Origin of the sequence: Agromyces aerolatus, assembly GCF_031432255.1 — a bacterium.
GTDB lineage: Bacteria > Actinomycetota > Actinomycetes > Actinomycetales > Microbacteriaceae > Agromyces.
Genome location: NZ_JAVKGQ010000009.1, coordinates 106,377 through 132,048 on the forward strand (window position 1 = coordinate 106,377; position 25,672 = coordinate 132,048).

Consider the following 25,672-nt stretch of genomic DNA (forward strand, 5'->3'; position numbering starts at 1 on the left):
CCCCACAGAGGAGGACGAAGATGGTTTCAGGAAACAGCGCCATCCGAGGCTCGCGCGTCGGCGCGGGCCCTATGGGCGAGCAAGACCACGGATTCCACGCTGAGCGTGTCGCGATCAGCTACTGGGACGCGCTCGGCAACGAGACCGTCCGCTACTTCGCGGCGAACCTCCCCGACGAGGAGATCCCGGAGGTCATCGACAGCCCGTCGACCGGCCTGCCGGCCGGCCGTGACAAGGCCAACCCGCCGTCGCTCGCCAAGACCGAGCCGTACAAGACCCACCTCGCGTACGTGAAGGAGCGCCGCTCCGAAGAGGAGGCGGCCCAGCTCCTCGACGAGGCGCTGCAGCAGCTACGCGCGCGTCGCGGCACGCAGGCGCCCGAGTAAGCGGCACCCCCAGACGACGAAGGCCGGCTCCCCGAGGGGAGCCGGCCTTTCGTGTGTCCGTTGGTCGAGTAGCGAAGCGTATCGAGACCTGCTGACCCGATCTCGAGCGCGGATCACCAGGTCTCGATACGCTCGCTGGGGCTCGCTACTCGACCAACGGCTAGTACTCGCGCGCGATGAGCTCCTCGGGCACCTCGGCCGCGGCGTCCCGATCGACGAAGAACACCGTGCGCTTCCGGCCCTTGATGCCCGCGACGGGCACCTCGTCGCGGCTGGCGCCGGCGAGCGCCAGACCGAGCGCCGACGCCTTGTCGGCACCGGCGAGGACGAACCACACACGCTGCGACGCGTTCAGCACGGGCCGCGTGAGGCTCAGCCGCTCGGGCGGCGGCTTGGGCGACTCGCGCACGGCGATCACCGTGCGGTCGGTGACCTCGATGCCGCTGCGGTGCGGGAAGAGCGACGCGATGTGCCCGTCGGGCCCGACGCCGAGGAACGTGATGTCGAACACGGGGTGCGCGACGTCGCCGGTGCCGAAGCGCGCGAGCTCCTCGGCGTACCGGTCAGCCGCATCGTCGAGGCTCAGGCCCGAGTCGGACGCGGGAAACGCGTGCACGTGCCCCTCGGGCAGGGCGATCCGGTCGAGCAGCGCATCGCGCGACTGCCGATCGTTGCGCTCGGCGTCGCCGTCGGGCAGCCAGCGCTCGTCACCCCACCAGACGTGCACGCGGGACCAGTCGAGCGACGTGTGCGCCGGTGAGGCGCCGACCGCCTCGAGCACGGCCGAGCCCATGCTGCCGCCTGTGAGCGCGAGATGCACGACCTCCTGGTCGTCGAGCAGGTCGAGCGTCTTGGTGACGAACCGAGCGGCGACCGCGCCGGCCAGCGACGCCTTGTCGGGATGCACCAGCACTCGCCGCTCGTTCGTCATCGGTCCGCCTCCTCGGGGTCCGGCTCCGCGAGCAGCGCGACGCCGCTCGTGATCACCTCACCGTACAGCTCGTCGGGGTCGAGCCGGCGGAGCTCGTCGGCCAGGCAGTCGCGCAGGTTCCGCCGGGGGAGGGCGAGATCGTGCGTCGGCTGGCCGGGCTGGCGCAGCGTCGCCACCCCGGGGACGTCGCGGACGAGGTCGATGTCGCCGCCCGCGCGCTCCAGGTGCACGCCGTGGATGCCGTGCGAGCCCTGCTCGATCGGGGTCAGCCGGTACCGGGTCGTGGCCTGGAGCTGCATCTGCAGCCAGGCCGCGAGCAGCGTCGTCGAGGGCGAGTCGACCGCGCCCGTGACCCGCACGGCCGTGACCGGCTCGTACGGCGGCTGATCGAGCACCGCCGCGAGCTGCGCACGCCAGAGCGTGAGCCTGGTCCACGCGAAGTCCGCGTCACCGGGGGAGTAGTTGGCGGCGAGCACGCGCAGCGCGGCCTGCGGATCGGGTTGGGTCGAGGCATCCGTGATGCGTCGCTGGGCGATCCGCCCGAGCGGTGACGCGCCCGGCCGTTCGGGTGCGCGACCCGGCCACCAGGTGACCACCGGCGCATCCGGCAGCAGCAGCCCCATGACGAGGCTCTCCTCGTCGTCGGCGGCGTCGCCGCAGACCCGGAGCACGATGACCTCGCTCGCACCCGCGTCGCCGCCGACGCGGATCTCCGCGTCGAGCCGGCTGGGCTCGTCGGCGGCATCCGCTTCGGTCGACACCACGATGACGCGCATCGGATGCTCCCGCGACGCGTCGTTCGCGGCCTCGATCGCCTCTTCCTCGCCGTCCGAGTTCGTGGCGATGACGAGGGTCAGCACGCGGCCGAGGGCGACCGCGCCGCCCTCCTCACGGATCTTGACGAGCGCCTTCGAGATCTTGCTCGTCGTCGTGTCGGGCAGATCGACGATCACGGTCGCCTCCAGGTTCGTCCGTCGCGGGCGAGCAGTGCATCGGCCGAGCTCGGCCCCCAGGTGCCGGGTCGGTACTGCTCGGGCCGGCCCTGCGTGGCCCAGAACTCCTCGATCGGGTCGAGGATCTTCCAGGACAGCTCCACCTCCTCTTGACGGGGGAAGAGCGGCGGCTCGCCGAGCAGGACATCGAGGATGAGCCGCTCGTAGGCCTCGGGGCTCGCCTCGGTGAACGCGTGACCGTAGCCGAAGTCCATGGTCACGTCGCGCACCTGCATGCCGGCGCCCGGCACCTTCGAGCCGAACCGGATCGTCACGCCCTCGTCGGGCTGCACCCGGATCACGAGCGCGTTCTGCCCGAGCTGCGAGGTCTGGCTGTCGGCGAACACCTGCTGGGGTGCGCGCTTGAACACCACGGCGATCTCGGTGACCCGACGGCCGAGGCGTTTCCCGGCGCGCAGGTAGAACGGGACGCCCGCCCACCGGCGGGTGCCGATGAGCAGCTTCATCGCCGCGTAGGTCTCGGTCGTGGACTCGGGGTTCATCCCGTCCTCGTCGAGGAATCCGACGACCTTCTCGCCGCCCTGCCAGCCGCCCGCGTACTGACCGCGCGCGGTGCCCGCTGCGAGGTCTTCGGGGAGCCGGACGGCCGCGAGGATCTTCTCCTTCTCGGCGCGCAGGTCGGCCGCGTCGAACGAGATCGGCTCTTCCATCGCGGTCAGCGCGAGCAACTGCAGCAGGTGGTTCTGGATGACGTCGCGTGCCGCGCCGATGCCGTCGTAGTACCCGGCCCGGCCGCCCACGCCGATGTCCTCCGCCATGGTGATCTGCACGTGGTCGACGAAGTTGGCGTTCCAGATCGGCTCGTACAACTGGTTCGCGAACCGCAGCGCGAGAATGTTCTGCACCGTCTCTTTGCCGAGGTAGTGGTCGATGCGGAACACCGAGTCGGGCGGGAACACCGAGGCCACGACGTCGTTGAGCTCGCGCGCGGTCTTCAGGTCGCTGCCGAACGGTTTCTCGATCACGACGCGACGCCACTGGTCGTCGCGCTGTTCGGCGAGTCCCGAGCGTTTGAGCTGCGAGATCACCTGCGGGAACGACTTCGGCGGGATCGACAGGTAGAACGCGTGATTGCCCATCGTGCCGCGCTCACGGTCGAGGTCCTCGACCGTCGTGCGCAGCCGGTCGAACGCCTGGTCGTCGTCGAACGTGCCCTGCACGAAGCGGATGCCTCGTGAGAGCTGGTTCCACACGTCCTCCCGGAACTCCGTGCGGGCGTGTTCCTTCACCGAGTCGTGCACGACCTGCGCGAAGTCCTCGTCCTCCCAGTCGCGGCGCGCGAAGCCGACCAGCGCGAAGCCCGGGGGCAGCAGCCCCCGGTTCGCGAGGTCGTACACCGCGGGCATGAGCTTCTTGCGCGACAGGTCGCCCGTGACCCCGAAGATGATGAGGCTCGAAGGCCCCGCGATGCGGTTCAGCCGGTAGTCGTTGGCGGAGCGCAGCGGATTGTGCCCCGCACTGATCTTGGCCGGTTCCATACCGTGTCCTGTCTGCCGGCTCAGTCGAGCGCGCCCCGGATGGTCGCGAGCTGCGCGGCCGGATCCGAGAGCGTGAGCGTCAGCACCGGGCGGTCGTGCTCGGCGAGCACGCTCGCGTCGCCCGACGCCTGCGCGGCGATCAGCTGGCCGAACGTGAACGGGCGCTCCGGGATCGCGAGATCCTCGACCGGATGCTGCGTGAGCTGCAGGAAGACGCCGACCGCGGGTCCCCCCTTGTGGAACTGCCCGGTCGAGTGTAGGAACCGCGGGCCCCAGCCGAACGTCACGGGACGCCCGGAGCGCGCCGCGAGCAGGTCGCGAAGCTCCGCGTACTCGGGGTGCGCGACGCGGTCGAGGTACGCCTGGATCGAGATGTAGCCATGCTCGGGCAGCTCGTCGAGCAGCACGTCGATCGCCGAGAGCAGGTCGCTCGAGGCGCCGATCACGTCGGGCGTGCCGCGGACCTCGATGCCATCGGCGACGAACGCGGCCGGCTCGGGAGCCGGTCGCGCGTCGAGCAGACCGCGCGCGGCCACCTTCGCGGACTCGACGTCGGGCTGGTCGAACGGGTTGATGCCGAGCAGACGCCCCGCGACCGCGGTCGCGTACTCCCAGACGAGCAGCTGCGCGCCGAGCGTGCCCGAGACGCGGATCTCGCCGTCCTCGCCGGCGAACACGTCGTCGCCCGCGTCGGCGACCAGGCGCACGACCTGGACGTCGGGCAGGCCGGCCGTGAGCTCGGGTGCCCCGCGGTCGACCACGACGGGCAGCAGGCCCCTGCCCTCCTTGCCCGTGGACTCGGCGATGAGCTGCTCGGCCCAGTCGGCGAAGCCCACGATGTGGGTGCCGTCGGCGACGATCACGAGCTTGTCGCGGAGCGGCTCGGTCGCGGCGATCGCCGCGCCGAGGATCAGCCCGGGGTTCGAGTCCGCGTCGATCGCGAGCGAGAGCTCGATGGTCTCGGCCTCGTCGAGGATCTCGTCGATGTTGACCCCCGCGAGTCCCGACGGCACGAGGCCGAACGCGGTGAGGGCCGAGTACCGGCCGCCCACGTCCGGGTCCGCGTTGAACACGCGGTAGCCCGCGGCGCGCGCCGACTCGTCGAGCGGCGAGCCTGGGTCGGTCACGACGACGATGCGCTCGGCCGGGTCGATGCCCGCGTCGCGGAACGCCTGCTCGTAGACCCGGCGCTGGCTGTCGGTCTCGACGGTCGAGCCCGACTTCGAGGAGACGACGAGGGCCGACGACGCGAGACGCTCGGCGAGCGCGGCCCGGACCTGCCCGGGCTCGGTCGAGTCGAGCACCGTGAGGTGGGCCCCGGTCGTCCGCGTGATGACCTCGGGCGCGAGCGAGGACCCGCCCATGCCCGCGAGCACGATGTGGTCGACGCCCTTGGCGCGGAGCTCGTCGCGGAGCGCCGTGATCTCGGGCACCAGCGGGCGCGAGATCGCGACGGCCTCGGTCCAGCCGAGGCGCTTGGCCGACTCGGCCTCCGCCGCGGGACCCCACAGCGCGGGGTCCTGTGCGGTGATGCCCGAGGCGACCCGGTCGGCGACGAGCCCGGGGAGTGCGCGGCGCACCGCCTCGGCGGCGGGGCCGCTCACGGAGATGCGGAAGCTCATCGCGCCGCCTCCAGCGCCTCACGGACGGTGCCGAGCAGCTCGTTCCAGGAGACGATGAACTTCTCGACGCCCTCGCGCTCGAGAAGCGCCGTGACCTCGTCGTAGTCGACGCCCACGCGGGCCAGCGCATCGAGCACCTCGCCCGCGTCGCGGTAGGCGCCCGTGACGGTGTCGCCGAGGATCTCGCCGTGGTCGAACGTGGCCTCGAGCGTCTTCTCGGGCATGGTGTTCACGACGCCGCGCGCGACGAGCTCGGTCACGTACAGCGTGTCGGGCAGCGCCGGGTCCTTGACCCCCGTCGACGCCCAGAGCGGCCGCTGGCGGTTCGCGCCGGCCTCGAGCAGCGCGGTGGCCCGCTCGCTCGAGAAGACCTCGCCGAACAGCTCGTAGGCGAGGCGCGCGTTCGCGAGGCCCGCGCGGCTCTTCAGCGCGAGCGCCTCGTCGGTGCCGATCGCGGTGAGCCGCTTGTCGATCTCGGTGTCGACGCGCGACACGAAGAACGACGCGACCGAGTGGATCGTCGACAGGTCGTGGCCGTTGGCCTTCGCGGCCTCGAGGCCCGCGAGGTAGGCCTCCATGACCTGGCGGTAGCGCTCGAGGCTGAAGATCAGCGTCACGTTGACGCTGATGCCGGCCGCGATCGTCTCGCGGATCGCGTCGAGGCCCTCGACGGTCGCGGGGATCTTGATCATGACGTTCGGCCGGTCGACCTTGGCCCAGAGGGCCTTGGCCGACTCGATCGTGCCCGCGGTGTCGTGCGCGAGGTCGGGAGCGACCTCGATCGACACGCGGCCGTCGTAGCCGTCGGTGCGGGCGAACACCGGCTGGAACACGTCGGCGGCGTCGCGGACGTCGTCGGTCGTGATCTCGAACACGGCCGTGTCGACGTCGGCGCCCTGCTCGGCCAGCGTGTGCAGCTGGTCGGCGTAGGCCGCGCCGTTCGCGAGCGCGCCCGCGAAGATCGTCGGGTTGGTCGTGACGCCGACGACGTCGCGCTCGGCGATGAGACGCGCGAGGTCGCCGGAGGCGATCCGCTGGCGCGACAGGTCGTCGAGCCAGATGCTGACGCCGGCCTCGGAGAGTGCGGCGGTGGGAGTGGTGCTCATGGAACTCATGTCTCCTTCTGCTCGCTCAGGCGGCGGCGAGCGATTCCTTCGCGGCGGCGACGACGGCTTCCGTCGTGATGCCGAACTCGCGGAACAGGGTCTTGTAGTCGGCGGATGCGCCGAAGTGCTCGATCGAGACGCTGCGGCCGCGGTCGCCCACGTACGCCCGCCAGGTCAGCGCGAGGCCGGCCTCGACCGAGACGCGCGCGGTCACCGAGGCCGGCAGCACCGATTCGCGGTACGCGGCGTCCTGCTCCTCGAACCATTCGAGGCTCGGCGCCGACACCACGCGCACCTGCACGCCCTCGGCGGCGAGCTGCTCGCGGGCCTCGAGCGCGATCTGCAGCTCGGAGCCCGTCGCGATGATGATGAGCTCGGGAGTGCCCGACGGTGCCTCGGCGATCACGTAGGCGCCCTTCGCGACGTTCGCCGCGGACGCGAGCACGTCACCGGATGCCTCGCCCGCACCACGCTCGAACACGGGGATGTTCTGACGGGTGAGCGCGAGGCCGGCAGGGCCGCCGCGGCGGCGCAGCACCTCGAGCCACGCGTACGCGACCTCGTTGGCGTCACCGGGGCGCACGACCGTGAAGTTCGGGATCGCGCGGAGCGTCGCGAGCTGCTCGATCGGCTGGTGCGTCGGGCCGTCCTCGCCGAGCGCGACCGAGTCGTGCGTCCAGACGAAGATCGACGGGATGTCCATCAGCGCCGACAGGCGCACCGAGGGGCGCATGTAGTCGCTGAAGATCAGGAACGTGCCGCCGAACGCGCGGGTCGGGCCGTGCAGGACGATGCCGTTCACGATCGCGGCCATGGCGTGCTCGCGGATGCCGAAGTGCAGCACGCGCCCGTAGGGGTTGCCCGAGAACTCGTGCGTCGACCACTGCTCGGGGATGAACGAGGCCGCGTCGTTGATCGTCGTGAGGTTCGACTCGGCGAGATCGGCCGAACCGCCCCACAGCTCGGGAAGCTGCGCCGCGAGCGCGTTGATGACCTTGCCCGACGCCGCGCGCGTCGAGACGTCCTTGCCCGGTTCGAAGACGGGCAGCGCCGCCTCGATGCCCTCGGGCAGCTCGCCGGCCAGGAGGCGGTCGAGCAGCGCCTTGCGCTCGGGGTTCGCCTCGGCCCACGCGTCGAACGAGCGCTGCCACTCGGCGTGCTCGGCCGCACCGCGCTCACGCGACGCGCGCGTGTGCGCGATGACGTCGTCGGCGACCGCGAAGTGCTGCTCGGGGTCGAAGCCGAGCACCTTCTTGGTGGCCGCGAGCTCGTCGGCGCCGAGCGCCGAGCCGTGGATCTTGCCCGTGTTCTGCTTGCCGGGCGACGGCCAGCCGATGATGGTCTTCAGGATGATGATCGACGGCTGGTCGGTCTCGCCCTTCGCGGCCTCGATCGCGGCGTGCAGCTCGGCGACGTCCTCGACGTACTGGCCGGTCTTCTTCCAGTCCACGGTCTGCACGTGCCAGCCGTACGCCTCGTACCGCTTGGCGACGTCCTCGGTGAACGCGATGTTCGTGTCGTCCTCGATCGAGATCTGGTTCGCATCGTAGATGACGACGAGGTTGCCGAGCTGCTGGTGCCCGGCGAGCGACGAGGCCTCGCTCGTGACGCCCTCTTCGAGGTCGCCGTCGCTGGCGATCACGTAGACGAAGTGGTCGAACGGGCTCTGGCCCGCCGGAGCATCCGGGTCGAAGAGCCCGCGCTCGAACCGCTGGGCGTAGGCGAACCCGACCGCGGACGCGAGGCCCTGGCCGAGCGGGCCGGTCGTGATCTCGACGCCCTTGGTGTGACCGTACTCGGGGTGTCCAGGGGTCAGCGACCCCCACGTGCGCAGTGCCTCGAGGTCGCTCAGCTCGAGGCCGGACCCCTCCAGGTAGAGCTGCACGTACTGGGTCAGCGAGCTGTGTCCGGCCGAGAGGATGAAGCGGTCCCGACCGAGCCAGTGGGTGTCGTTGGGGTCGCGCCGCATGACCTTCTGGAAGAGCAGGTACGCCGCGGGAGCGAGGCTCATCGCGGTGCCGGGGTGCCCGTTGCCGACCTTCTCGACCGCGTCCGCGGCGAGCACGCGCGCGGTGTCCACGGCGCGGTCGTCGATGGGATCCCATTGCAGAGTTGCCACGAGGTGGTGTTCCTTCCGATCGTGGCGGTGTCAGGGGAGACCTCGGCCCCCCAGGACCCGCCGGGAAACGTCTCGGCGCGGTGGAGCCCGGCGGCTGGTGCGGCAGGTGCGTCGCTGGGTGGACGGCACATGGGTTCCGCGCCGCCGGGCGCGCTGGTCTCAGCATATCGATTCGGGCATGCCCGTGACGGCCCTTGACGCCTCGCGCGCGCCGACCCCGGCCGTCGCAGGGCTCGCGGGACGGTAGCCTAGACTCGAGAACGCCCGTGTGCCTTCGCGTGCGCCCGGGCGCCGGAGTAGAGGAACGATGCAGGCATCCGTACAGACCCGTGACGCTCGACCGGCGTCGACCCTTCGCCGGAAGATCGGCGCCTATGTCGCGCTGACCAAGCCCCGGGTGATCGAGTTGCTGCTGGTCGTCACGGCGCCGACGATGATCCTCGCCCAGCAGGGTCTGCCCGATCTCTGGCTGCTGCTCGCAACGCTCATCGGCGGTGCGATGAGCGCCGGCTCGGCCGGCGCGTTCAACTGCTACATCGACCGCGACATCGACCGCGTCATGCAGCGCACGAAGAACCGGCCCCTGGTGACCGGCGAGCTCACCGACCGGCAGGCGCTCGTGTTCGCGTACGCGCTCGGCGCGGCCTCCATCGCGTGGCTCTGGGTCTTCACCAACTGGGTCGCCGCCGCGCTCTCGCTCGGCGCGATCCTGCTCTACGTCGTCTTCTACAGCCTGATCCTGAAGCGCCGCACGGCGCAGAACATCGTGTGGGGCGGCGTCGCCGGCTGCATGCCCGTGCTGATCGGCTGGGCCGCGGTGACGGGCGACCTCAGCTGGCCGCCGTTCATCCTGTTCCTGATCATCTTCCTCTGGACCCCGCCGCACTACTGGCCGCTGTCGATGAAGTACCAGGCCGACTACAAGGCCGCGGGCGTGCCGATGCTCGCGGTCGTGCGCGGCCGCGCACAGGTCGGGCTGCAGGTCATCCTCTACGCGTGGGCGACCGTGGCGTGCTCGCTGCTGCTCATCCCGGTCGCGGGCATGGGGCTCGTCTACACGGCGACCGCGCTCGTCACGGGCGGCTGGTTCATCTACGAGACGCACCGCCTCTACAACCTCGCGATCCGGCACGAGCAGGTCTCGCCCATGCGCGTGTTCCACGGCTCGATCGTGTACCTGTCGCTGCTGTTCCTCGCCGTCGGCATCGACCCGCTGCTGCCCTTCTAGCGTTCGCCGCCTGCAACATGCGCCGAGTGATACCGGAGCGGCGCGAGTGTTCGCCGGAATCGGCGTCGTTCGTGCTGCTTCGGTAACACTCGGGGCCTAGCGACGGCGCCGCGCATGGGGGTCAGGCGATGACGGATGCCTCAGTGGGCTCCACCGCGCGCACCGGGCGCTTCAGCTGCAGGATGAACACGGTCATGGCGGCCGCGGTGAGCGCCGCGAGCACCATGTGGATGCCGACGAGCACCGGCGGCAGCCCCGTGCGCGCCTGGATGAGGCCGACGGCGACCTGCACGAGCACGCTGCCGAGCAGCACGAGCGACCAGCGGCGCGTCGGCAGCCCGAGGCGCCACGCGGCGGTCACGAGCACGACGACGAGCGCGAAGACCGCGTACCCGGGCCATGCGTGGACGTGTTCGAGCAGTTCGGCGTTGAAGCCGTTGCGCCCGGCGTCGGCGTCGCCCGAGTGCGGGCCGGCGCCCGTGGTCAGCACGCCGAAGACGATGGAGACGGCCAGGGCGGCGCTCGTGAGGTGCGTGAGCCCGGCGTACCAGCCGGGCACGGCGCGCTCGCGCGGGCCCGGCGTCGTGTCCAGCCGGGCGAGGAACGCCGCGGTGACGCAGACGAGCAGCAGCGACGACACGTAGTGGAAGCCGACGATGAACGGGTTCAGGCCCATCCAGACCGTGATGCCGCCGACGATCGCCTGGGCGACGACGCCGCCGCCGACGATCAGGGCGAGCGTCCAGAGGTCGCGGCGGGTGCTGCGCAGCCGCCAGAGCAGGACGATGACGATGACAGCCAGGATCCCGACGACGCCCGTCATGAGCCGGTTGCCGAACTCGATGATGCCGTGGATGCCCATCTCGGGCGTGGCGATGAGGGAGTCGTGCGTGCACAGCGGCCAGGTCGGGCAGCCGAGGCCCGAGCTCGTGAGCCTGACGGCGCCGCCCGTGGCGATGATGATCGTCTCCGCGAGGAACGACAACCAGGCGAAGGTGCGGATCCGCCCGTCGATGCGGTCGGGGAGCCAGGCGACGAAGCGGTGCACGGGGGAGTTCCTCACTGGGGTCCGTGGCCTGTGACGGTACCGAGAGTCGAGGGCGACGGTCGGCAGGACCCTGTAGACTTGATGGGTTGAGGCATCCGCTCGACGCGCGGAATGACGCGTCCTGCAGATCCGTTAGACATCTTAGGTTCGCAATGGAGCCGCCCGCACATCACCCCCGATCGCCCGCACCTCGACGCGCGAGGGGGCGTGAGCCGGACTGATATCCGGTTGCAGGGAGGAGAAGAGGAGCACATGACGGACGTACTGATCGACCGCCCCGAGCTGGAGAGTCTCGGCGTCTACGAGTTCGGCTGGGCCGACTCCGACAGCGCGGGGGCATCCGCCCGCCGTGGCCTGTCCGAGGCCGTGGTCACCGACATCTCGGGTCTGAAGAACGAGCCGGAGTGGATGCTGCAGCGACGGCTCCGCGCGCTGCAGCTCTTCGACCGCAAGCCGATGCCCAGCTGGGGCGCCGACCTGTCGGAGATCGACTTCGACAACATCAAGTACTTCGTCCGCTCCACCGAGAAGCAGGCCCAGACCTGGGAAGACCTTCCGGAGGACATCCGCAACACCTATGAGCGGCTCGGCATCCCCGAGGCCGAGCGCCAGCGCCTCGTCGCGGGCGTCGCCGCGCAGTACGAGTCCGAGGTCGTCTACCACCAGATCCGTGAAGATCTGGAGGAGCAGGGCGTCATCTTCCTCGACACCGACACCGCGCTGCGCGAGCACCCCGAGATCTTCGAGGAGTACTTCGGCACGGTCATCCCGGCCGGCGACAACAAGTTCGCCGCGCTGAACACCGCGGTGTGGTCGGGCGGCTCATTCGTCTACGTGCCGAAGGGCGTGCACGTCGAGATCCCGCTGCAGGCGTACTTCCGCATCAACACCGAGAACATGGGCCAGTTCGAGCGGACCCTGATCATCGCCGACGAAGACAGCTACGTGCACTACATCGAGGGCTGCACGGCGCCGATCTACAAGTCCGACTCGCTGCACTCGGCCGTCGTCGAGATCATCGTGAAGAAGAACGCCCGCGTGCGCTACACGACGATCCAGAACTGGTCGAACAACGTGTACAACCTCGTCACCAAGCGCGCGGTCGCGCACGAGGGCGCCACCATGGAGTGGATCGACGGCAACATCGGCTCCAAGGTGACCATGAAGTACCCGTCGATCTTCCTCATGGGCGAGCACGCCAAGGGCGAGACGCTGTCGGTCGCGTTCGCGGGCCCCGGCCAGCACCAGGACGCGGGCGCGAAGATGATCCACATGGCGCCGCACACGCAGTCGTCGATCGTGTCGAAGTCGATCGCGCGCGGCGGCGGCCGTGCGGGCTACCGCGGCGAGGTCCGCGTCGACGCGAACGCGCACCACTCGGCGAACACCGTGCGCTGCGACGCGCTGCTCGTCGACACCATCTCGCGCTCCGACACCTACCCGGCGATCGACATCCGCGTCGACGACGTGCACCTCGGTCACGAGGCGACGGTCTCGAAGGTGAGCGAGGAGCAGCTGTTCTACCTCATGTCCCGCGGTCTGCCCGAAGACGAGGCCATGGCCATGATCGTGCGCGGCTTCATCGAGCCGATCGCGCGCGAGCTGCCCATGGAGTACGCGATGGAACTCAACAAGCTCATCGAGATGGGCATGGAAGGGTCGGTGGGCTGATCTTGTCCGCAGCACTGCAGAGCACAGCCATGCCTACCGCGGAGCAGCACGGTCTCCGCGCGCACTCCGACACCCTCGTCCCCGTGCAGACCCGCTCCGAGCGGTTCCGCTCGACCGACGTCGCCGACTTCGCGCCCGTCACGGGTCGCGAGCACGAGTGGAAGCTCTCGCCCGTCGCGGTCTTCGCGGACCTCACGGGCGGCGAGCTCGACGGGTCACGCCTCACGATCGAGTCGACCGACGCCGCGGGCGTGACCGTCTCCTGGATCGGTCGCGACGACCCCCGCATCGGCACGGCCGGCGCGCCGGAGGAGCGCGCGTCCGCGAACGCCTGGTCGGGCTTCGGCGAGGCCATGCTCGTCTCGGTCGACGGCGAGGACGAGAAGGTCGTCACCGTCACGCGCGACGGCCTGGGCTCCGCGCCGCGCGCCGCGCACACGATCATCGAGGCGGCGCCCAACAGCCGCGGCCTGATCGTGCTCCGCGGCACGGGCGACGCCCGCCTCAGCGAGAACGTCGAGATCCTCGTCGGCGAGGGCGCGAACCTCACGGTCGTGTCGCTCCAGGAGTGGACCGACGAGTCGGTGCACCTCGCGAGCCACTTCGCACGCATCGCGCGCGACGCGAAGCTCAAGCACATCGTCGTTTCGCTCGGCGGCAAGGTCGTGCGGGTGAACCCGTCGACCCACCTCGCCGAGCAGGGCGGCGACGTCGAGGCGCTCGGCCTGTACTTCTCCGACGCGGGGCAGCACCTCGAGCAGCAGGTGTACGTGCACCACGACGCCCCGCACACCCGCTCGCGCGTGACCTACAAGGGCGCGCTGCAGGGCGATGGCGCGCGCAGCGTCTGGATCGGCGACGTGCTCATCGGCAACGCCGCGACCGGCACCGACAGCTACGAGCAGAACCGCAACCTCGTGCTCACCGACGGCACGCGCGCCGACTCGATCCCGAACCTCGAGATCGAGACCGGTGACATCGCGGGCGCGGGCCACGCGTCGGCGACCGGCCGGTTCGACGACGAGCAGCTCTTCTACCTCATGGCCCGCGGCATCCGCGAGGACGAGGCGCGACGTCTCGTCGTGCGCGGCTTCCTCACCGAGGTCGTGCAGCAGATCGGGTCGCCCGAGCTCGAGGAGCGCCTCATCGCCGCGCTCGAGGCCGAACTGCAAGGGAACTGACGTGGCATCCGTTCGTGTCTGCGGTGTCGACGACCTGGCCGAGAACCAGGCGTCGCGTTTCGTCGTCGACGGCGTGCCCATCGCCGTCGTGAAGGACGCGGCCGGCGACATCTTCGCGATCGGCGACACCTGCACGCACGGCGACATCTCCCTCGCCGAAGGCTTCGTCGAGGACGACACGCTCGAGTGCTGGGCCCACGGCTCGAAGTTCTCGCTGCACACCGGCAAGCCGCTCACGCTCCCCGCCTACGAGCCCGTCCCCGTCTACCGGGTCGAGATCGTCGACGAGGGCGTGCACATCGATCCCACGGTCACCCTGACCGTCTGAACCCAAACCTGCCGAGAAGCCCGTCCGGCCGTGCGGCAGACCTCCGACTGAAAGAGAATCCCCCCACATGTCCGTGCTCGAGATCAAGAACCTGCACGTCAACGTCGAGACCGACCAGGGCACCCGCGAGATCCTCCGCGGCGTCGACCTGGTCATCAACGAGGGCGAGATCCACGCCATCATGGGCCCGAACGGCTCAGGCAAGTCGACCCTCGCCTACACGATCGCCGGCCACCCGAAGTACACGGTCGTCGACGGCGAGATCCTGCTCGACGGCGAGAACGTCCTCGAGATGTCGGTCGACGAGCGCGCCCGCGCCGGCCTGTTCCTCGCGATGCAGTACCCCGTCGAGATCCCCGGCGTGACCGTCACCAACTTCCTGCGCACCGCCAAGACCGCGATCGACGGTGAGGCACCCGCCATCCGCACCTGGCTGAAGGACGTGCGCGGCGCCATGGAGAACCTCAAGATGGACCAGGCGTTCGCCGAGCGCAACGTCAACGAGGGCTTCTCGGGCGGTGAGAAGAAGCGCAACGAGATCCTCCAGCTCGAGCTGCTGAAGCCCAAGTTCGCGGTGCTCGACGAGACCGACTCGGGCCTTGACGTGGACGCGCTCAAGGTCGTCTCCGAGGGCGTCAACCGGGCGCACCAGGCGTCCGGTCTCGGCGTCCTGCTGATCACGCACTACACGCGCATCCTCCGCTACATCAAGCCCGATCACGTGCACGTGTTCGTCGCGGGCAGGATCGCCGAGCAGGGCGGCCCCGAGCTGGCCGACCGGCTCGAAGAAGAGGGCTACGACCGCTACGTCACCCAGTCGGCGTAGGCTGGCAGCATGGTCACGTCACTGGCTCCTGAGAAGTTCGATCAGGTCACCGAGGCGCTGAAAGACGTCGTCGACCCCGAGCTCGGCGTCAATGTCGTCGACCTCGGACTCATCTACGACCTCGGCTGGGACGACGAGCACGACGCGCTCGTCATCCACATGACGCTGACGAGCGCGGGCTGCCCGCTCACCGACGTCCTCGAAGAGCAGACCGGTGAGGCGCTCGACGGCATCGTGGACGCGTTCCGCATCAACTGGGTGTGGATGCCGCCGTGGGGCCCCGAGCGCATCACCGACGACGGGCGCGACATGATGCGCGCCCTGGGCTTCGCGATCTGAGATGACCGCGCCGCGCGAGGCATCCGGTGCCCGCCGTGTCGTGTACACGCATGGGCACCACGACAGCGTGCTGCGCTCGCATGCCTGGCGGACCGCGGAGAACTCGGCGGCCTACCTGCTCCCGCACCTGGAAGCCGGGTCTCGGGTCCTCGACGTCGGCAGCGGGCCTGGCACGATCACGCTCGATCTCGCGCGCCGGGCGCGTCCCGGCGAGGTCATCGGGGTGGATGCCTCGGCGGAGGTCGTGGCGCAGGCGAACGGCCTCGCCGAGAGTGAGGGCGTGCCGAACGTCGCGTTCCAGACCGGCGACGCCTACGCGCTCGAGTTCCCCGACGACTCGTTCGACGTCGTGCACGCGCACCAGGTGCTGCAGCACCTCGGTCGTCCGGTCGATGCGCTGCGCGAGTGGCGGCGGGTGCTGAGGCCCGGGGGGCTCCTGGCCGTGCGTGACGTCGACTACGGCGGCGTGATCGTCGAGCCGCCGCTGCCCGCCCTCACCAGGTGGCTCGAGCTCTACCACTCGGTGGCAGCGTGGAACGGCGGCGAGCCCGACGCGGGGCGGAAGCTCACGCGCTGGGTCCGCGAGGCGGGATTCCGTGACCTCGAGGCATCCGGCAGCGTGTGGGTCTTCGCGACCGAGCTCGACCGCGAGTGGTGGGGCGGCGCGTGGGCGCAGCGCGTGACCGAGTCCTCGTTCGCGGCGCACGCGATCGAGTCGGGCCACGCCGGTCCTGCCGAACTGGCCTCGATCGCCGAGGCGTGGCGGTCGTGGGCGGCGGATCCCGACGGATGGCTGCTGATGCCGCACGGCGAGGTGCTGGCCCGCGCCTGACGCGGATGCGACGTCGCCAGTCGTCGGCACGATCCGGCGACATGCCGATCCCTGAGCGCCGTGGCCGGCGCGTCGAGCAGATCTGCCGACGACTCGCAGAGCGGCGCGGCGCTCCCGGCCGGTGCTACCAGTCCTCGTCGGCGTCGTGCGCGTCAGCGAGGGTCTCGCGGACGGTCGTGCCGTCGTCGAGCTCGGCGATCGGGCGGTTCTCGAGCCAGGTGAGCGTCCAGTGCCGGCCCGAGCCGTCGGCGTGGCGGGCCTCGGCGTCGGCGATGCGTGCGCGGAGGTCGGGGGGCACCGAGGCGGGCGGTTCGGCGCCGAAGGGCCAGCGGGTACCGAGCCGCATCAGACGCCCAGGTCGTACCAGACCCAGTCGGCGCGACGGCCGAGCGAGTCGTAGAGCTTCTGCGCTGGCGCGTTGTCGGCCGCGGTGATCCAGCTGACCCGGCCCGAGCCGCGTTCGGCCGACCGGGCGTGCACGTACTCGATGAGCGCACGGCCGACGCCGCCCCCTCGCGTGTCCTCGGCGACGAACAGGTCGTCGAGGAAGTAGGCGAGCGTGCCCGTGAGGCTGTCCGGCACGGGCCGGAAGTGCGCGAGCCCGACCGGGGTGCCCTCCTCGTCGACCGCGAGCGCCGCCTCGAACGGGTTCGCGGGGTCGCGCAGCCACGTCCAGACGGTGAGCGCCTTCCGGTCGTCGAGACCCTCCTTGTAGAACGTGCAGTAGTTCTCGAAGAGGGGCAGCCAGCCGAAGAAGTCCTCATCGGCCGCGGGCCTGATCTCGTATGCCATGGTGATCTCCTCTGTGTGTCTTCGGTCCCGCGTTCAGCCGGCCTGGTCGAGCTCGACCTCGCGGACCGTGAGCTCGTCGCCGTCGGCGAACTCGAGTGTGCCGATGCGACCCACCGCGCGCAGGTCGCCCGCGACCGACTCGAGGAGCCGGACCGCATCGGCGGGGCCCTCGATCACGGCGCGCGTGACGGGCGTCTTCTGCGAGGCCTTCGCATCCGTCTTCGCTCGACGGATGCCCGTGAGGGCGATGCCCGCGAGCTCGAGCAGCTCCACGCCGGCGTCGCCGCGTGCGGCGAGCTCCTCGGCCTCGGGCCACGACGCGGTGTGCACCGAGCCCTCGTTCGACCAGCTCCAGGCCTCCTCGGCCGCGAACGGGATGACCGGGGCGAACAGCCGCACGAGCACCCGCAGTGCGGTCTTGAGCGCGGCGACGGCTGACGCCTGCTCGGTGCTCGGCTCACCGTAGGCGCGCTCCTTGACGAGCTCGAGGTAGTCGTCGCAGAACGTCCAGAAGAATGTCTCGGCGACCTCGAGGGCGCGCGCGTGGTCGTAGCCGTCGAGCGCACGCGTGGCCTGGCCGACCACGTTCGCGAGCGCCGCGAGCATGCTGCGGTCGACCGGCTCGGTGACCGGTGCGTCGGCCGTGCCCTCGAAGCCGAGGATGAACTTCGCCGCGTTCAGCACCTTGATCGCGAGGCGCCGCCCGATCTTGACCTGCGTCGGGTTCTGCGGGTCGAACGCCGCATCGGTGCCGAGCCGGCTCGACGCCGCCCAGTACCGGACCGCGTCCGATCCGTGCTGCTCGAGCAGGCCGGCGGGCGTGACGACATTGCCCTTCGACTTCGACATCTTCTTGCGATCGGGGTCGACGATGAAGCCCGAGATCGCGGCGTTGGCCCACGGAGCGACGCCGTGCTCGAGCTCGGCGCGCAGCGTCGTCGAGAACAGCCAGGTCCGGATGATGTCCTGACCCTGGGGGCGAAGCGAGTACGGGAACACCAGGTCGAACAGCTCGGGGTCGCGCTCCCAGCCGCCCGCGAGCTGCGGGGTGAGCGAGCTCGTCGCCCACGTGTCCATGACGTCGTGCTCGCCGATGAATCCGCCGGCCGCGCCGCGCTGCGCCTCGTCGTACCCGGGCGCGGGAGTGGACGACGGGTCGACGGGCAGCATCTCCCGCGTCGCGACGATGGGCTCGTCGTAGACGGGCTCGCCTTCGGCGTCGACGGGGTACCAGACGGGAATCGGCACGCCGAAGAACCGCTGACGGGAGATCAGCCAGTCGCCGGACAGGCCGCCGACCCAGTTCTCGTAGCGGACGCGCATAAACTCGGGGTGCCAGCCCATCTCGCGGCCGCGTTCGAGCAGGCGCTCCTTGAGCGGCTCGTCGCGCGCGCCGTTCACGATGTACCACTGCCGCGTCGACACGATCTCGAGCGGACGGTCGCCTTTCTCGAAGTACTTGACCGGGTGCGTGATCGGCTTCGGGTCGGCCAGCAGATCGCCCGATTCACGCAGCAGCTCGACCACGGCCTGCTTGGCCGAGAACGCGGTCTTGCCGGCGAGCTGGGCGTAGGCGTCCCGGCCGGCCTCCGACTCGATCGCGGCCGGCGGCTCGGCGATGATGCGCCCGTCGAACCCGATGATCGCGCGGTTCGGCAGGTCGAGCTCGCGCCACCACACCACATCGGTGACGTCACCGAACGTGCAGATCATGGCGATGCCCGTGCCCTTGTCCTTCTGCGCGAGGTGGTGGGCGACCACGGGGACCTCGACGCCGAACACGGGTGTCGTGACGGTGCTGCCGAAGAGCGGCTGGTAGCGCTCGTCGTCGGGGTGCGCGACGAGGGCGACGCATGCGGGGATGAGCTCGGGGCGGCTGGTCTCGATCTCGATCGTGCCGCCGTCCGGACGGTGGAACGAGATGCGGTGGTAGTGGCCGGGCTGCTCGCGGTCCTCGAGCTCGGCCTGGGCGACCGCCGTGCGGAAGGTCACGTCCCACAGGGTCGGGGCCAGCGCCTGGTACGCCTCGCCGCGTTCGACGTTGCGGACGAACGCCAGCTGCGAGGTGAACAGCGCCTCGTCGGCGATCGTGCGGTACGACTGTGTCCAGTCGACGGAAAGGCCGAGCGTGCGCCACAGCGCCTCGAACTGCTGCTCGTCCTCGACGGTCAGCCGTTCGCAGAGCTCGATGAAGTTCCGGCGCGAGATCGGCACCTGGTCGGCGGCCTTCACGCTCTTGCCCTCGCCACCCTCGAACGGCGGGGTGAAGCCCGCGTCGTAGGGCAGCGTCGGGTCGCAGCGCACGCCGTAGTAGTTCTGCACACGGCGCTCGGTGGGCAGGCCGTTGTCGTCCCAGCCCATCGGGTAGAAGACGCTCCGGCCGCGCATGCGCTGGTAGCGCGCCATGACGTCGGTGTGCGTGTACGAGAAGACGTGCCCGATGTGCAGCGAGCCCGACGCGGTCGGCGGGGGCGTGTCGATCGAGTAGATGTTCTCGCGGGTCGCGGAGTCGCGGTCGAACCGGTAGGTGCCGCCCTGCTCCCAGACGCCGCCCCATTTGGCTTCGAGGCCCTCGAGGGCCGGCTTGTCGGGAATGCGCGGGGTGTCGGTCATGATGCTCCGGTTCGGTATGTGCGGCACCGAGTCCATAGGGGTGCCTGAATGTACGACGCTCCAGCCTAGCGGACGGGCCGGACGCGATGGCGGCGCCGCCTGCCGCGCCAGTTCACGTCCGGCGCGCCATGCCCGACCGTCGCGCCACTCCACGCCTGCCGCGCCAGTTCACGTCCGCCGCGCCATGCCCGACCGATCGCGCCACCCAGGACTGTCGTACGGGGCGCGGGCGGTCGCGGGTGGCGCGGGCGAGGGATCGGGCGGTGGCACCGAGCGCGTGCCGGGGTCAGCTCGGGAGGGCGGTGGCGAGCGTCGGGCGGTCGCGGAGGAGCTGCGCGGTGTACGGATCCGCCGGTGCGTCGAAGACGTGTGCGGTGTCGCCGGACTCGACGACCGCACCGTCGCGCAACACGAGCACGCGGTCGGCGACGTGCCGGACGACCCCGAGGTCGTGCGAGACGAACAGGTACGCGAGCCCGCGTTCGCGCTGAAGCCGGTCGAGCAGGTCGAGGACGCGCGCCTGCACCGTGACGTCGAGCGCCGACACTGGCTCGTCGAGCACGAGCACCTCGGGATCGGCCGCGAGCGCGCGCGCGATCGCGACCCGCTGCCGCTGCCCGCCGGAGAGCGAGGTCGGCGCCCGGTCGGCGACGGTCGCATCGAGCCCGACGTCGGCGAGCAGCCGGGTGACGCGGGCCGAACGGCCGACTCCTGCCGCCTCGCGCGGGAGCGCGTCGGCGAGGGCACGGCCGACCGGCCACCGGGGGTCGAAGCTCGAGGCGGTGTCCTGTGCGACCAGGCCGATGCGCCGCCGGCCGGGCCGGCGGCGCCGTTCGGATGCGTCGCTCCACGGCTGTCCGAACACCTCGACGCTGCCCGCGTCGGGCGTGTCGAGCCCGAGCACGATCCGCGCGAGCGTGGTCTTGCCCGACCCGGACTCGCCCACGACCCCCAGCGTCGCGCCCGGCCACAGCTCGAATCCGACGTCGTCGAGCGCGACGCGCTCACCGAACGCTTTCCGGAGGCCGGTCGCGACGACGGCGGGCACCGTTTGTGCCGGGGAGCCGCCGGCGGCCGCGCGTGCTTCGCCGGCCGCGACCGCGGCCGCACGCGCTGCCTCTGGAGCCCTCGTCGTATCGCCAGGCACACGTATGCGCGGCGGGTGCGCTGCGGCGTCGGCGTGCGCTCGGACCTCGTCGGGCGCATCCGTTCGCGCATCGGGTGCGCACACCGGGTCGGGCGCGTGCGCGTCGTCCACGCTGACGGCGTGGGTGACCGGCATCGCAGTCTCGGAGGCCTCGGTCTCGGCCGATGCGCGCCGGGGCGGAAGCGCGGCCGCGGCGACGAGCTCGCGCGTGTAGGCCGTCTGCGGCTCGGCCAGCAGCCGCGTTGCTCTGCCTCGTTCGACGATCCGGCCGTCCCGCATGACGAGCACGTGGTCGGCGATCTCGGCGACGACGGCGAGATCGTGGCTGATCAGCACCACGCCCGTGCCGGCGGCCTTCAGCCGGTCGAGCTCGTCGAGCACCCGGCGCTGCACCGAGGCGTCGAGCGCGGTGGTCGGCTCGTCGGCGATCAGCACCGGCGGGTCGAGCACGATCGCCGACGCGATGAGCGCACGCTGACGGAGGCCGCCCGAGAGCTCGCCGCTGCGCTGGCGCGCGCGGACCTCGGGATCGGGCATGCCGACACGGACGAGTGCATCGATCACGCGTGCCGCCCGCGCGTTCGCGGGAAGCCGGCGGTGCAGGCGCGCCGCATCGGCGATCTCGCGTCCGATGGGACGAAGCGGATCGAGTGACACGAGCGCGTCCTGCAGCACGAGCCCGATGCGCTCGCCGCGGATCCGGCGCCACTGCCGCGGCGCGAGCCCGCGCAGGTCCCGGCCCTCGAGCTCGAGGCGCGTCGCCTCGACCTCGGCGCCGCCTCCGGCGAGGCCGAGCAGTGCGCGAGCGGTCACCGACTTCCCCGACCCGGATTCGCCGACGATCGCGACGCACTCGCCGCGACCGAGCGAGAACGACACGTCCCGGATGACCTCGCGTTCGCCGAACCTCACGCTGAGCCCCGCGACGTCGAGCAGCGGCGTGTCATTCCGGTCGTCGACGGATGCCTCGTCGGCACCCGTCCGGCCCGAATCGCCCGGCCGGCCTGCGCGGTGCACCTGGACCTCCGAGGCGCCCGAGGCGCCCGAGGCGCCCGAGGCGCCCGAGGCGTCCGCGCGGCCCGCGGCCACGGCCGGGTCCGCGCGAGCAGCCGCGGCTGGGGCGATGAACGCGCCCGAGGACGCGGTCGTGCCCGAGACCGCCGACTCGTCCGGGAAACCGGGTTCGTCCGAGGCATCCGTCTCGCCCGAGGCATCCGTCGATGCCGCGGAGCCCGCCGTGCCGGTCGTCGCGAGTGCGCGGCCCGCCGCCTCGGCGCGGCGGGCCGGGCGCGCGGCGAGCCGTCGCCCGAGCACGGTGGCCGTGATGATGGTGCCGACGATCATGAGTCCCGGCATCACCGTGAGCCACCACGCCGTCTGGATGTAGGTGCGGCCCGCGTTGAGCATCGCACCCCACTCGGGAGCCGGTGGTTGCGCGCCGAGCCCGAGGAAGCTCAGCGTCGAGGCCCAGACGACCGCCTGGCCGACGCCGAGCGTCGCGAGCATGAGCAGATCGGGGGCGAGGTTCGGCAGCACCGAGCGCGCGACGATGCGCGCGGGCGGATGTCCCAGCAGCCGCGCCGTCTCGACGAATCCGCTGCCGCGGATGCGGAGCACCTGTCCGCGGATGATGCGCGCATAGCCGGGTGCCGTCGACAGGCCGACGGCGATCGTCGCCGGCAGCGGGCCCGGGCCGGCGACGACGATCACGAGCAGCGCGAGCAGCAGGCTCGGGAACGCGAACAGCACCTCGAGCACGCGGCCGACGACCGCGTCGGCGACGCGTCCGGAGAGCCCCGCGACGAGGCCCAGGACGAGCCCGAGCACGAGGCCGATCGCGGTCGCGGCGACGCCGATGAGCAGTGACGCGGCCGCGCCGTGCACGAGCCGGGTGTACACGTCGCGCCCGGACTCGTCGGTGCCCAGCCAGTGCCCGGGCGAAGGCGGCGTGAACGCCGCACGCGGGTCGATCGCGAGCGGGTCGCCCGGCGCGAGCAGGCCGGGTGCGAACGCGGCGACCGCGAGGAACACCGCGAACGCGAGCGCGAGCACCTCGCCGATGCTCCAGGCGCTCCGGCCGAACAGGCTGATCCGAGGGACGCCGCCCGCGCCGAGCGTCTCGAGGTCGCCGGCCCGCCCGGCCGGCTCGGCGGGCAGCGGGCCACCGGCCGCCGGGACCTCCGGCGCCCGCGACGTGGGCTCGGCGCCGCTCATGATGTCGCCCGGTCCGTCGCGACCCGTTCCGTCGCGACCCCGTTCGCCGCGACCGCGCCGGCCGGCGCGCGCAATCGCGGATCGAGCGCCGCGCTCACGACGTCGGCCAGCAGCGTCACGACGATGTACGCGAGCGCCGAGACGAGCACGATGCCCGTCACGAGCGGCACGTCACGCAGGGTGACCGCCTGCAGCAGCGACCGCCCGAGGCCCGGCCGGGCGAAGATCGTCTCGACCACGACCGCGCCCGAGACGAGGTAGCCGAACGCCCACGCGCTCAGGTTCACGCCCGGCACGGCGGCATGCCGGAGCGCGTGCCGCAGCCGCAACCCCGTCTCGGTCTCGCCGCGCGCGCGAGCCGACAGGGCGAACGGTGTCGACAGGGCCGTCAGCAGGGACTCGCGCATGACCTGCGCGAGGAACCCGGCCACCGGGATCGCGAGCGTCAGGACCGGCAGGACGAGGCCCGCCGCATCGCCCGTGCTCACGGGCGGGAGCAGCCGGAGCCAGGAGCTGAACACGACGACGAGCACCGCGGCGAGCCAGAAATGGGGGAGCGCGGCCGCGACCGTCTCGATCGTGCCGCCGATCGCGGCAGCGACCCGGCCCAGCCGGCGGGCCGGCCGGGCGGAGCTCCCGCCGCCGCTGCCCGGGTCGCCGGCCCCGAGCGTCGAGAACAGCGCGAGCGAGATCGCGAACACCCACGCGAGCACGAGCGCGAGCAGCGCGAGGAGGAGCGTGCCGGGCAACTGGGCCCGGATGACCTCGGCGACCGGCTGCCGCAGCGCGTACGACGTGCCGAGATCGAGCGTCGCGAGGCGACCGAGCGCGATGAGGTACTGCTGCCAGATCGGCAGGTCGAGTCCGTACTCGGCGCGCACGGCGGCCAGCGCCTCCTCGCTCGCCTGCGAACCCGGGCCGCCGAGGATGGCCGCTGCCGGGTCGCCGGGGATGAGGCGGATGACGAAGAACGTGACGGTCGCGACCGCCCACAGCACGAACGCCGCACCCAGCAGCCGCACGCCGAACCGCCGCACGAGCGACCGAGGTCGCCGGCGCGGCGGCGCAGCGTGCGGCTGACTCACTCGGTGAGGCGGGCGTCGAGGAAGGTCGGCGTCGAGACGGTGGGCATGGCGCGGACTCCTTCGAGACGCGTGCTGAGCAGGTAGTGGTTCTGCTGATCGTAGATGGGCAGCAGGTAGTACCCCTCGAGCACGCGCTGCTGCACGTCGTGGTAGATCGTGGTGCGCTCCTCGGCGTCCTGCGACGCCGAGGCCTGCTCGAGCAGCGCGTCGATCTCGGGATCGCGCACCTGGGCGAGGTTCGCGAAGTAGCCGCTCGGCGCGGGCACGGTGCTCGCCGAGTGGAAGAGGATGCGCAGCACGTCGGGCCCGACCTTGGTGTACGGGGCGCTCACGAGCTCGTACTCGTGCGCGGCGAGGGCGGCATACCAGCTCGACAGGTCCAGCGGGGAGATCTCCACGTCGAAGCCCGCGTCGCGCGCGCCGGCCGCGAGCTGCTCGAACAGCGACTGCTCGGCCGGCGTGGACTGGTTGGTGCTCACCGGGAAGCGCAGGGTGAGCCGTGCGCCGTCCTTCATGCGTGTGCCGTCGGCGTCGCGCTCGGTCCAGCCGGCCTCGTCGAGCAGCGCGTTCGCCCGGTCGGGGTCGACCGTGAACAGGTCAGGCTCGCTGTACGCCGTGGGCTCGACGCTGGAGAGCGGCGAGGTGCCGCGCTCGGCCGTGCCGAAGAACAGCGCGTCGATGCCGGCCTCGACGTCGACGGCCCGGATGAACGCCTCACGCACCCGCACGTCGTCGAACGGCGGCTTGCTCGAGTCGAGCTCGATGCGATTCGCGGCGCCGGGCCGCGGGGCGTCGAGCTCGGTGATCCCGGCCGCGTCGGAGGCCGCCGCGATTGTGTCGGGTTGCGCGTTGTCGATGATGTGGACCTCGCCGGACTGCAGCGCCGCGTAGCGGGTCGCGGAGTCGGGCAGGAAGCGCCACTCGATGCGGTCGAGGTAGGCCGGGCCATCGTGCCCGGCGTCGGCCGGCGCCGAGGCGTAGTCGGGGTTGTTCACGAACACGATGCGGTCCTGGGGGGTCCACGACTCGACCATGAACGGGCCGGTGCCCACGGGCGCGAGGCAGTTCTCGTCGGTGCCGCGCGCGAGACCGGCGGGGGACTCGATCGCGGTCCAGGGCTGGCTCAGCGACTCCAGGAGCGCGCTGTCGGGCGCGTTCAGGTGGAAGCGCGCGTGCGTCGCGTCGACGGCCTCGACGCGCTCGACCTTCGCGAGCGCGAGCCAGCCGGTCGACGACGCGGTGTCGGGGTCTTGGATGTGCTCGACGTTCGCCTGGACCGCGGCCGCGTCGAGCGGCGTGCCATCCGTGAACTCGAGGTCCGGCGCGAGCTGGAAGTCCCAGGTCAGGCCATCCTCGGAGACCTGCCACGACTCGGCGAGCCACGGGATGATCTGGCCGTCGGCATCGCGCGAGACCAGCGACTCCAGGAACTGGGTCGCGGCGAGCGCCTGCGGGTAGTTGCCGCCCACGTGCGGGTCGAGGCAGGTCGGCTCGGCATCTCCGGTGGCGTAGACGAGCGTGCCGCCCTCGGTGGAGGCATCCGTCTCGCCGGGTTCGGCGGCGGTGCACGCGGTCAGGGTGAGCGCCGCAGCGGCGACGAGGGCGGCGGGCAGGGCGAGCCGGCGGCGCCGGAGGCGGCGGGGCACGGCCGAGACGGTGGCGGGGGGAGTCACGCTGCTCATCCTGACAGCGCGAACGCGGCCGAACCAGCAA

General features: G+C 71.4%; 21 protein-coding genes. 8 read left to right on the plus strand and 13 right to left on the minus strand.

The genetic code is table 11. The features are described from left to right. The first annotated feature begins 20 nt into the window (after window positions 1-20). The gene (locus RH864_RS12575; protein WP_310517898.1) at window positions 21-386 is read left to right on the plus strand and encodes an RNA polymerase-binding protein RbpA; all 366 of its coding nucleotides are present in this window, start codon (window positions 21-23) and stop codon (window positions 384-386) included. A 160-nt stretch (window positions 387-546) separates the two neighbouring features. On the opposite strand, the gene pgl is transcribed toward RH864_RS12575, so the two are convergent. The 6 genes from pgl to tkt are packed head-to-tail and all read right to left on the minus strand — an operon-like array spanning window position 547 to window position 8,655. Further along, window positions 547-1,317 carry a 6-phosphogluconolactonase gene (pgl, locus tag RH864_RS12580; protein WP_310517899.1) on the minus strand — a complete coding sequence of 257 codons (771 nt, stop codon included), beginning with the start codon at window positions 1,315-1,317 and terminating at the stop codon, window positions 547-549. Further along, a complete protein-coding gene (locus tag RH864_RS12585) occupies window positions 1,314-2,270 on the minus strand; it encodes a glucose-6-phosphate dehydrogenase assembly protein OpcA (protein WP_310517900.1) in 957 nt (318 codons plus the stop codon). Before RH864_RS12585 ends, pgl begins: the two co-directional genes overlap by 4 nt. Then, entirely contained in the window at window positions 2,267-3,808 is a 1,542-nt protein-coding gene (zwf, locus tag RH864_RS12590; protein WP_310517901.1) for a glucose-6-phosphate dehydrogenase, read from the minus strand. Before zwf ends, RH864_RS12585 begins: the two co-directional genes overlap by 4 nt. Before the next feature lie 20 nt (window positions 3,809-3,828). Beyond that, entirely contained in the window at window positions 3,829-5,430 is a 1,602-nt protein-coding gene (locus tag RH864_RS12595) for a glucose-6-phosphate isomerase (RefSeq protein WP_310517902.1), read from the minus strand. Further along, window positions 5,427-6,536 carry a transaldolase gene (tal, locus tag RH864_RS12600; RefSeq protein WP_396129972.1) on the minus strand — a complete coding sequence of 370 codons (1,110 nt, stop codon included), beginning with the start codon at window positions 6,534-6,536 and terminating at the stop codon, window positions 5,427-5,429. The genes RH864_RS12595 and tal overlap by 4 nt, the downstream gene beginning before the upstream one ends. 25 nt (window positions 6,537-6,561) lie before the next feature. Beyond that, complete coding sequence (tkt, locus tag RH864_RS12605) at window positions 6,562-8,655, minus strand: transketolase (RefSeq protein ID WP_310517904.1); 2,094 nt, start codon at window positions 8,653-8,655, stop codon at window positions 6,562-6,564. Window positions 8,656-8,962: 307 nt separating this feature from the next. On the opposite strand from tkt, the gene RH864_RS12610 reads away from it, so the two are divergent. Then, the gene (locus tag RH864_RS12610; protein WP_310517905.1) at window positions 8,963-9,883 is read left to right on the plus strand and encodes a heme o synthase; all 921 of its coding nucleotides are present in this window, start codon (window positions 8,963-8,965) and stop codon (window positions 9,881-9,883) included. A 121-nt stretch (window positions 9,884-10,004) separates the two neighbouring features. On the opposite strand, the gene RH864_RS12615 is transcribed toward RH864_RS12610, so the two are convergent. After that, the gene (locus tag RH864_RS12615) at window positions 10,005-10,931 is read right to left on the minus strand and encodes a COX15/CtaA family protein (RefSeq protein ID WP_310517906.1); all 927 of its coding nucleotides are present in this window, start codon (window positions 10,929-10,931) and stop codon (window positions 10,005-10,007) included. Window positions 10,932-11,183: 252 nt separating this feature from the next. On the opposite strand from RH864_RS12615, the gene sufB reads away from it, so the two are divergent. From sufB to RH864_RS12645, 6 genes are all read left to right on the plus strand, one after another. Continuing rightward, a complete protein-coding gene (sufB, locus tag RH864_RS12620; protein WP_310517907.1) occupies window positions 11,184-12,602 on the plus strand; it encodes a Fe-S cluster assembly protein SufB in 1,419 nt (472 codons plus the stop codon). A 29-nt stretch (window positions 12,603-12,631) separates the two neighbouring features. Further along, window positions 12,632-13,783, plus strand: a complete 1,152-nt coding sequence (gene sufD / locus RH864_RS12625) for a Fe-S cluster assembly protein SufD (RefSeq protein ID WP_310517908.1) — start codon at window positions 12,632-12,634, stop codon at window positions 13,781-13,783. A gap of 1 nt (window position 13,784) precedes the next feature. Then, window positions 13,785-14,111: a non-heme iron oxygenase ferredoxin subunit gene (locus RH864_RS12630; RefSeq protein WP_310517909.1), complete on the plus strand. Its 327-nt coding sequence runs from the start codon at window positions 13,785-13,787 to the stop codon at window positions 14,109-14,111. A gap of 67 nt (window positions 14,112-14,178) precedes the next feature. Further along, window positions 14,179-14,937 (plus strand): Fe-S cluster assembly ATPase SufC, encoded by a 759-nt coding sequence (gene sufC / locus RH864_RS12635; RefSeq protein ID WP_310517910.1) that lies wholly within the window; start codon window positions 14,179-14,181, stop codon window positions 14,935-14,937. Window positions 14,938-14,946: 9 nt separating this feature from the next. Further along, window positions 14,947-15,276, plus strand: a complete 330-nt coding sequence (locus RH864_RS12640; protein ID WP_310517911.1) for a metal-sulfur cluster assembly factor — start codon at window positions 14,947-14,949, stop codon at window positions 15,274-15,276. Between the two features lies 1 nt (window position 15,277). Then, window positions 15,278-16,108, plus strand: a complete 831-nt coding sequence (locus tag RH864_RS12645) for a methyltransferase domain-containing protein (RefSeq protein WP_310517912.1) — start codon at window positions 15,278-15,280, stop codon at window positions 16,106-16,108. 124 nt (window positions 16,109-16,232) lie between these two features. On the opposite strand, the gene RH864_RS12650 is transcribed toward RH864_RS12645, so the two are convergent. The 6 genes from RH864_RS12650 to RH864_RS12675 form a co-directional block, all read right to left on the minus strand. Then, a complete protein-coding gene (locus tag RH864_RS12650) occupies window positions 16,233-16,454 on the minus strand; it encodes a hypothetical protein (protein ID WP_310517913.1) in 222 nt (73 codons plus the stop codon). Continuing rightward, window positions 16,454-16,900 carry a GNAT family N-acetyltransferase gene (locus RH864_RS12655; RefSeq protein WP_310517914.1) on the minus strand — a complete coding sequence of 149 codons (447 nt, stop codon included), beginning with the start codon at window positions 16,898-16,900 and terminating at the stop codon, window positions 16,454-16,456. Before RH864_RS12655 ends, RH864_RS12650 begins: the two co-directional genes overlap by 1 nt. Window positions 16,901-16,933: 33 nt before the next feature. Next, complete coding sequence (valS, locus tag RH864_RS12660; RefSeq protein WP_310517915.1) at window positions 16,934-19,513, minus strand: valine--tRNA ligase; 2,580 nt, start codon at window positions 19,511-19,513, stop codon at window positions 16,934-16,936. A gap of 286 nt (window positions 19,514-19,799) precedes the next feature. Next, window positions 19,800-22,874, minus strand: coding sequence for an ATP-binding cassette domain-containing protein (locus RH864_RS12665; RefSeq protein ID WP_310517916.1), 3,075 nt, complete (start codon window positions 22,872-22,874; stop codon window positions 19,800-19,802). Continuing rightward, the gene (locus RH864_RS12670) at window positions 22,871-23,959 is read right to left on the minus strand and encodes an ABC transporter permease (protein ID WP_396129973.1); all 1,089 of its coding nucleotides are present in this window, start codon (window positions 23,957-23,959) and stop codon (window positions 22,871-22,873) included. Before RH864_RS12670 ends, RH864_RS12665 begins: the two co-directional genes overlap by 4 nt. Continuing rightward, window positions 23,956-25,632 carry an ABC transporter substrate-binding protein gene (locus tag RH864_RS12675; protein WP_396129974.1) on the minus strand — a complete coding sequence of 559 codons (1,677 nt, stop codon included), beginning with the start codon at window positions 25,630-25,632 and terminating at the stop codon, window positions 23,956-23,958. Before RH864_RS12675 ends, RH864_RS12670 begins: the two co-directional genes overlap by 4 nt. Between the last annotated feature and the right edge of the window lie 40 nt (window positions 25,633-25,672).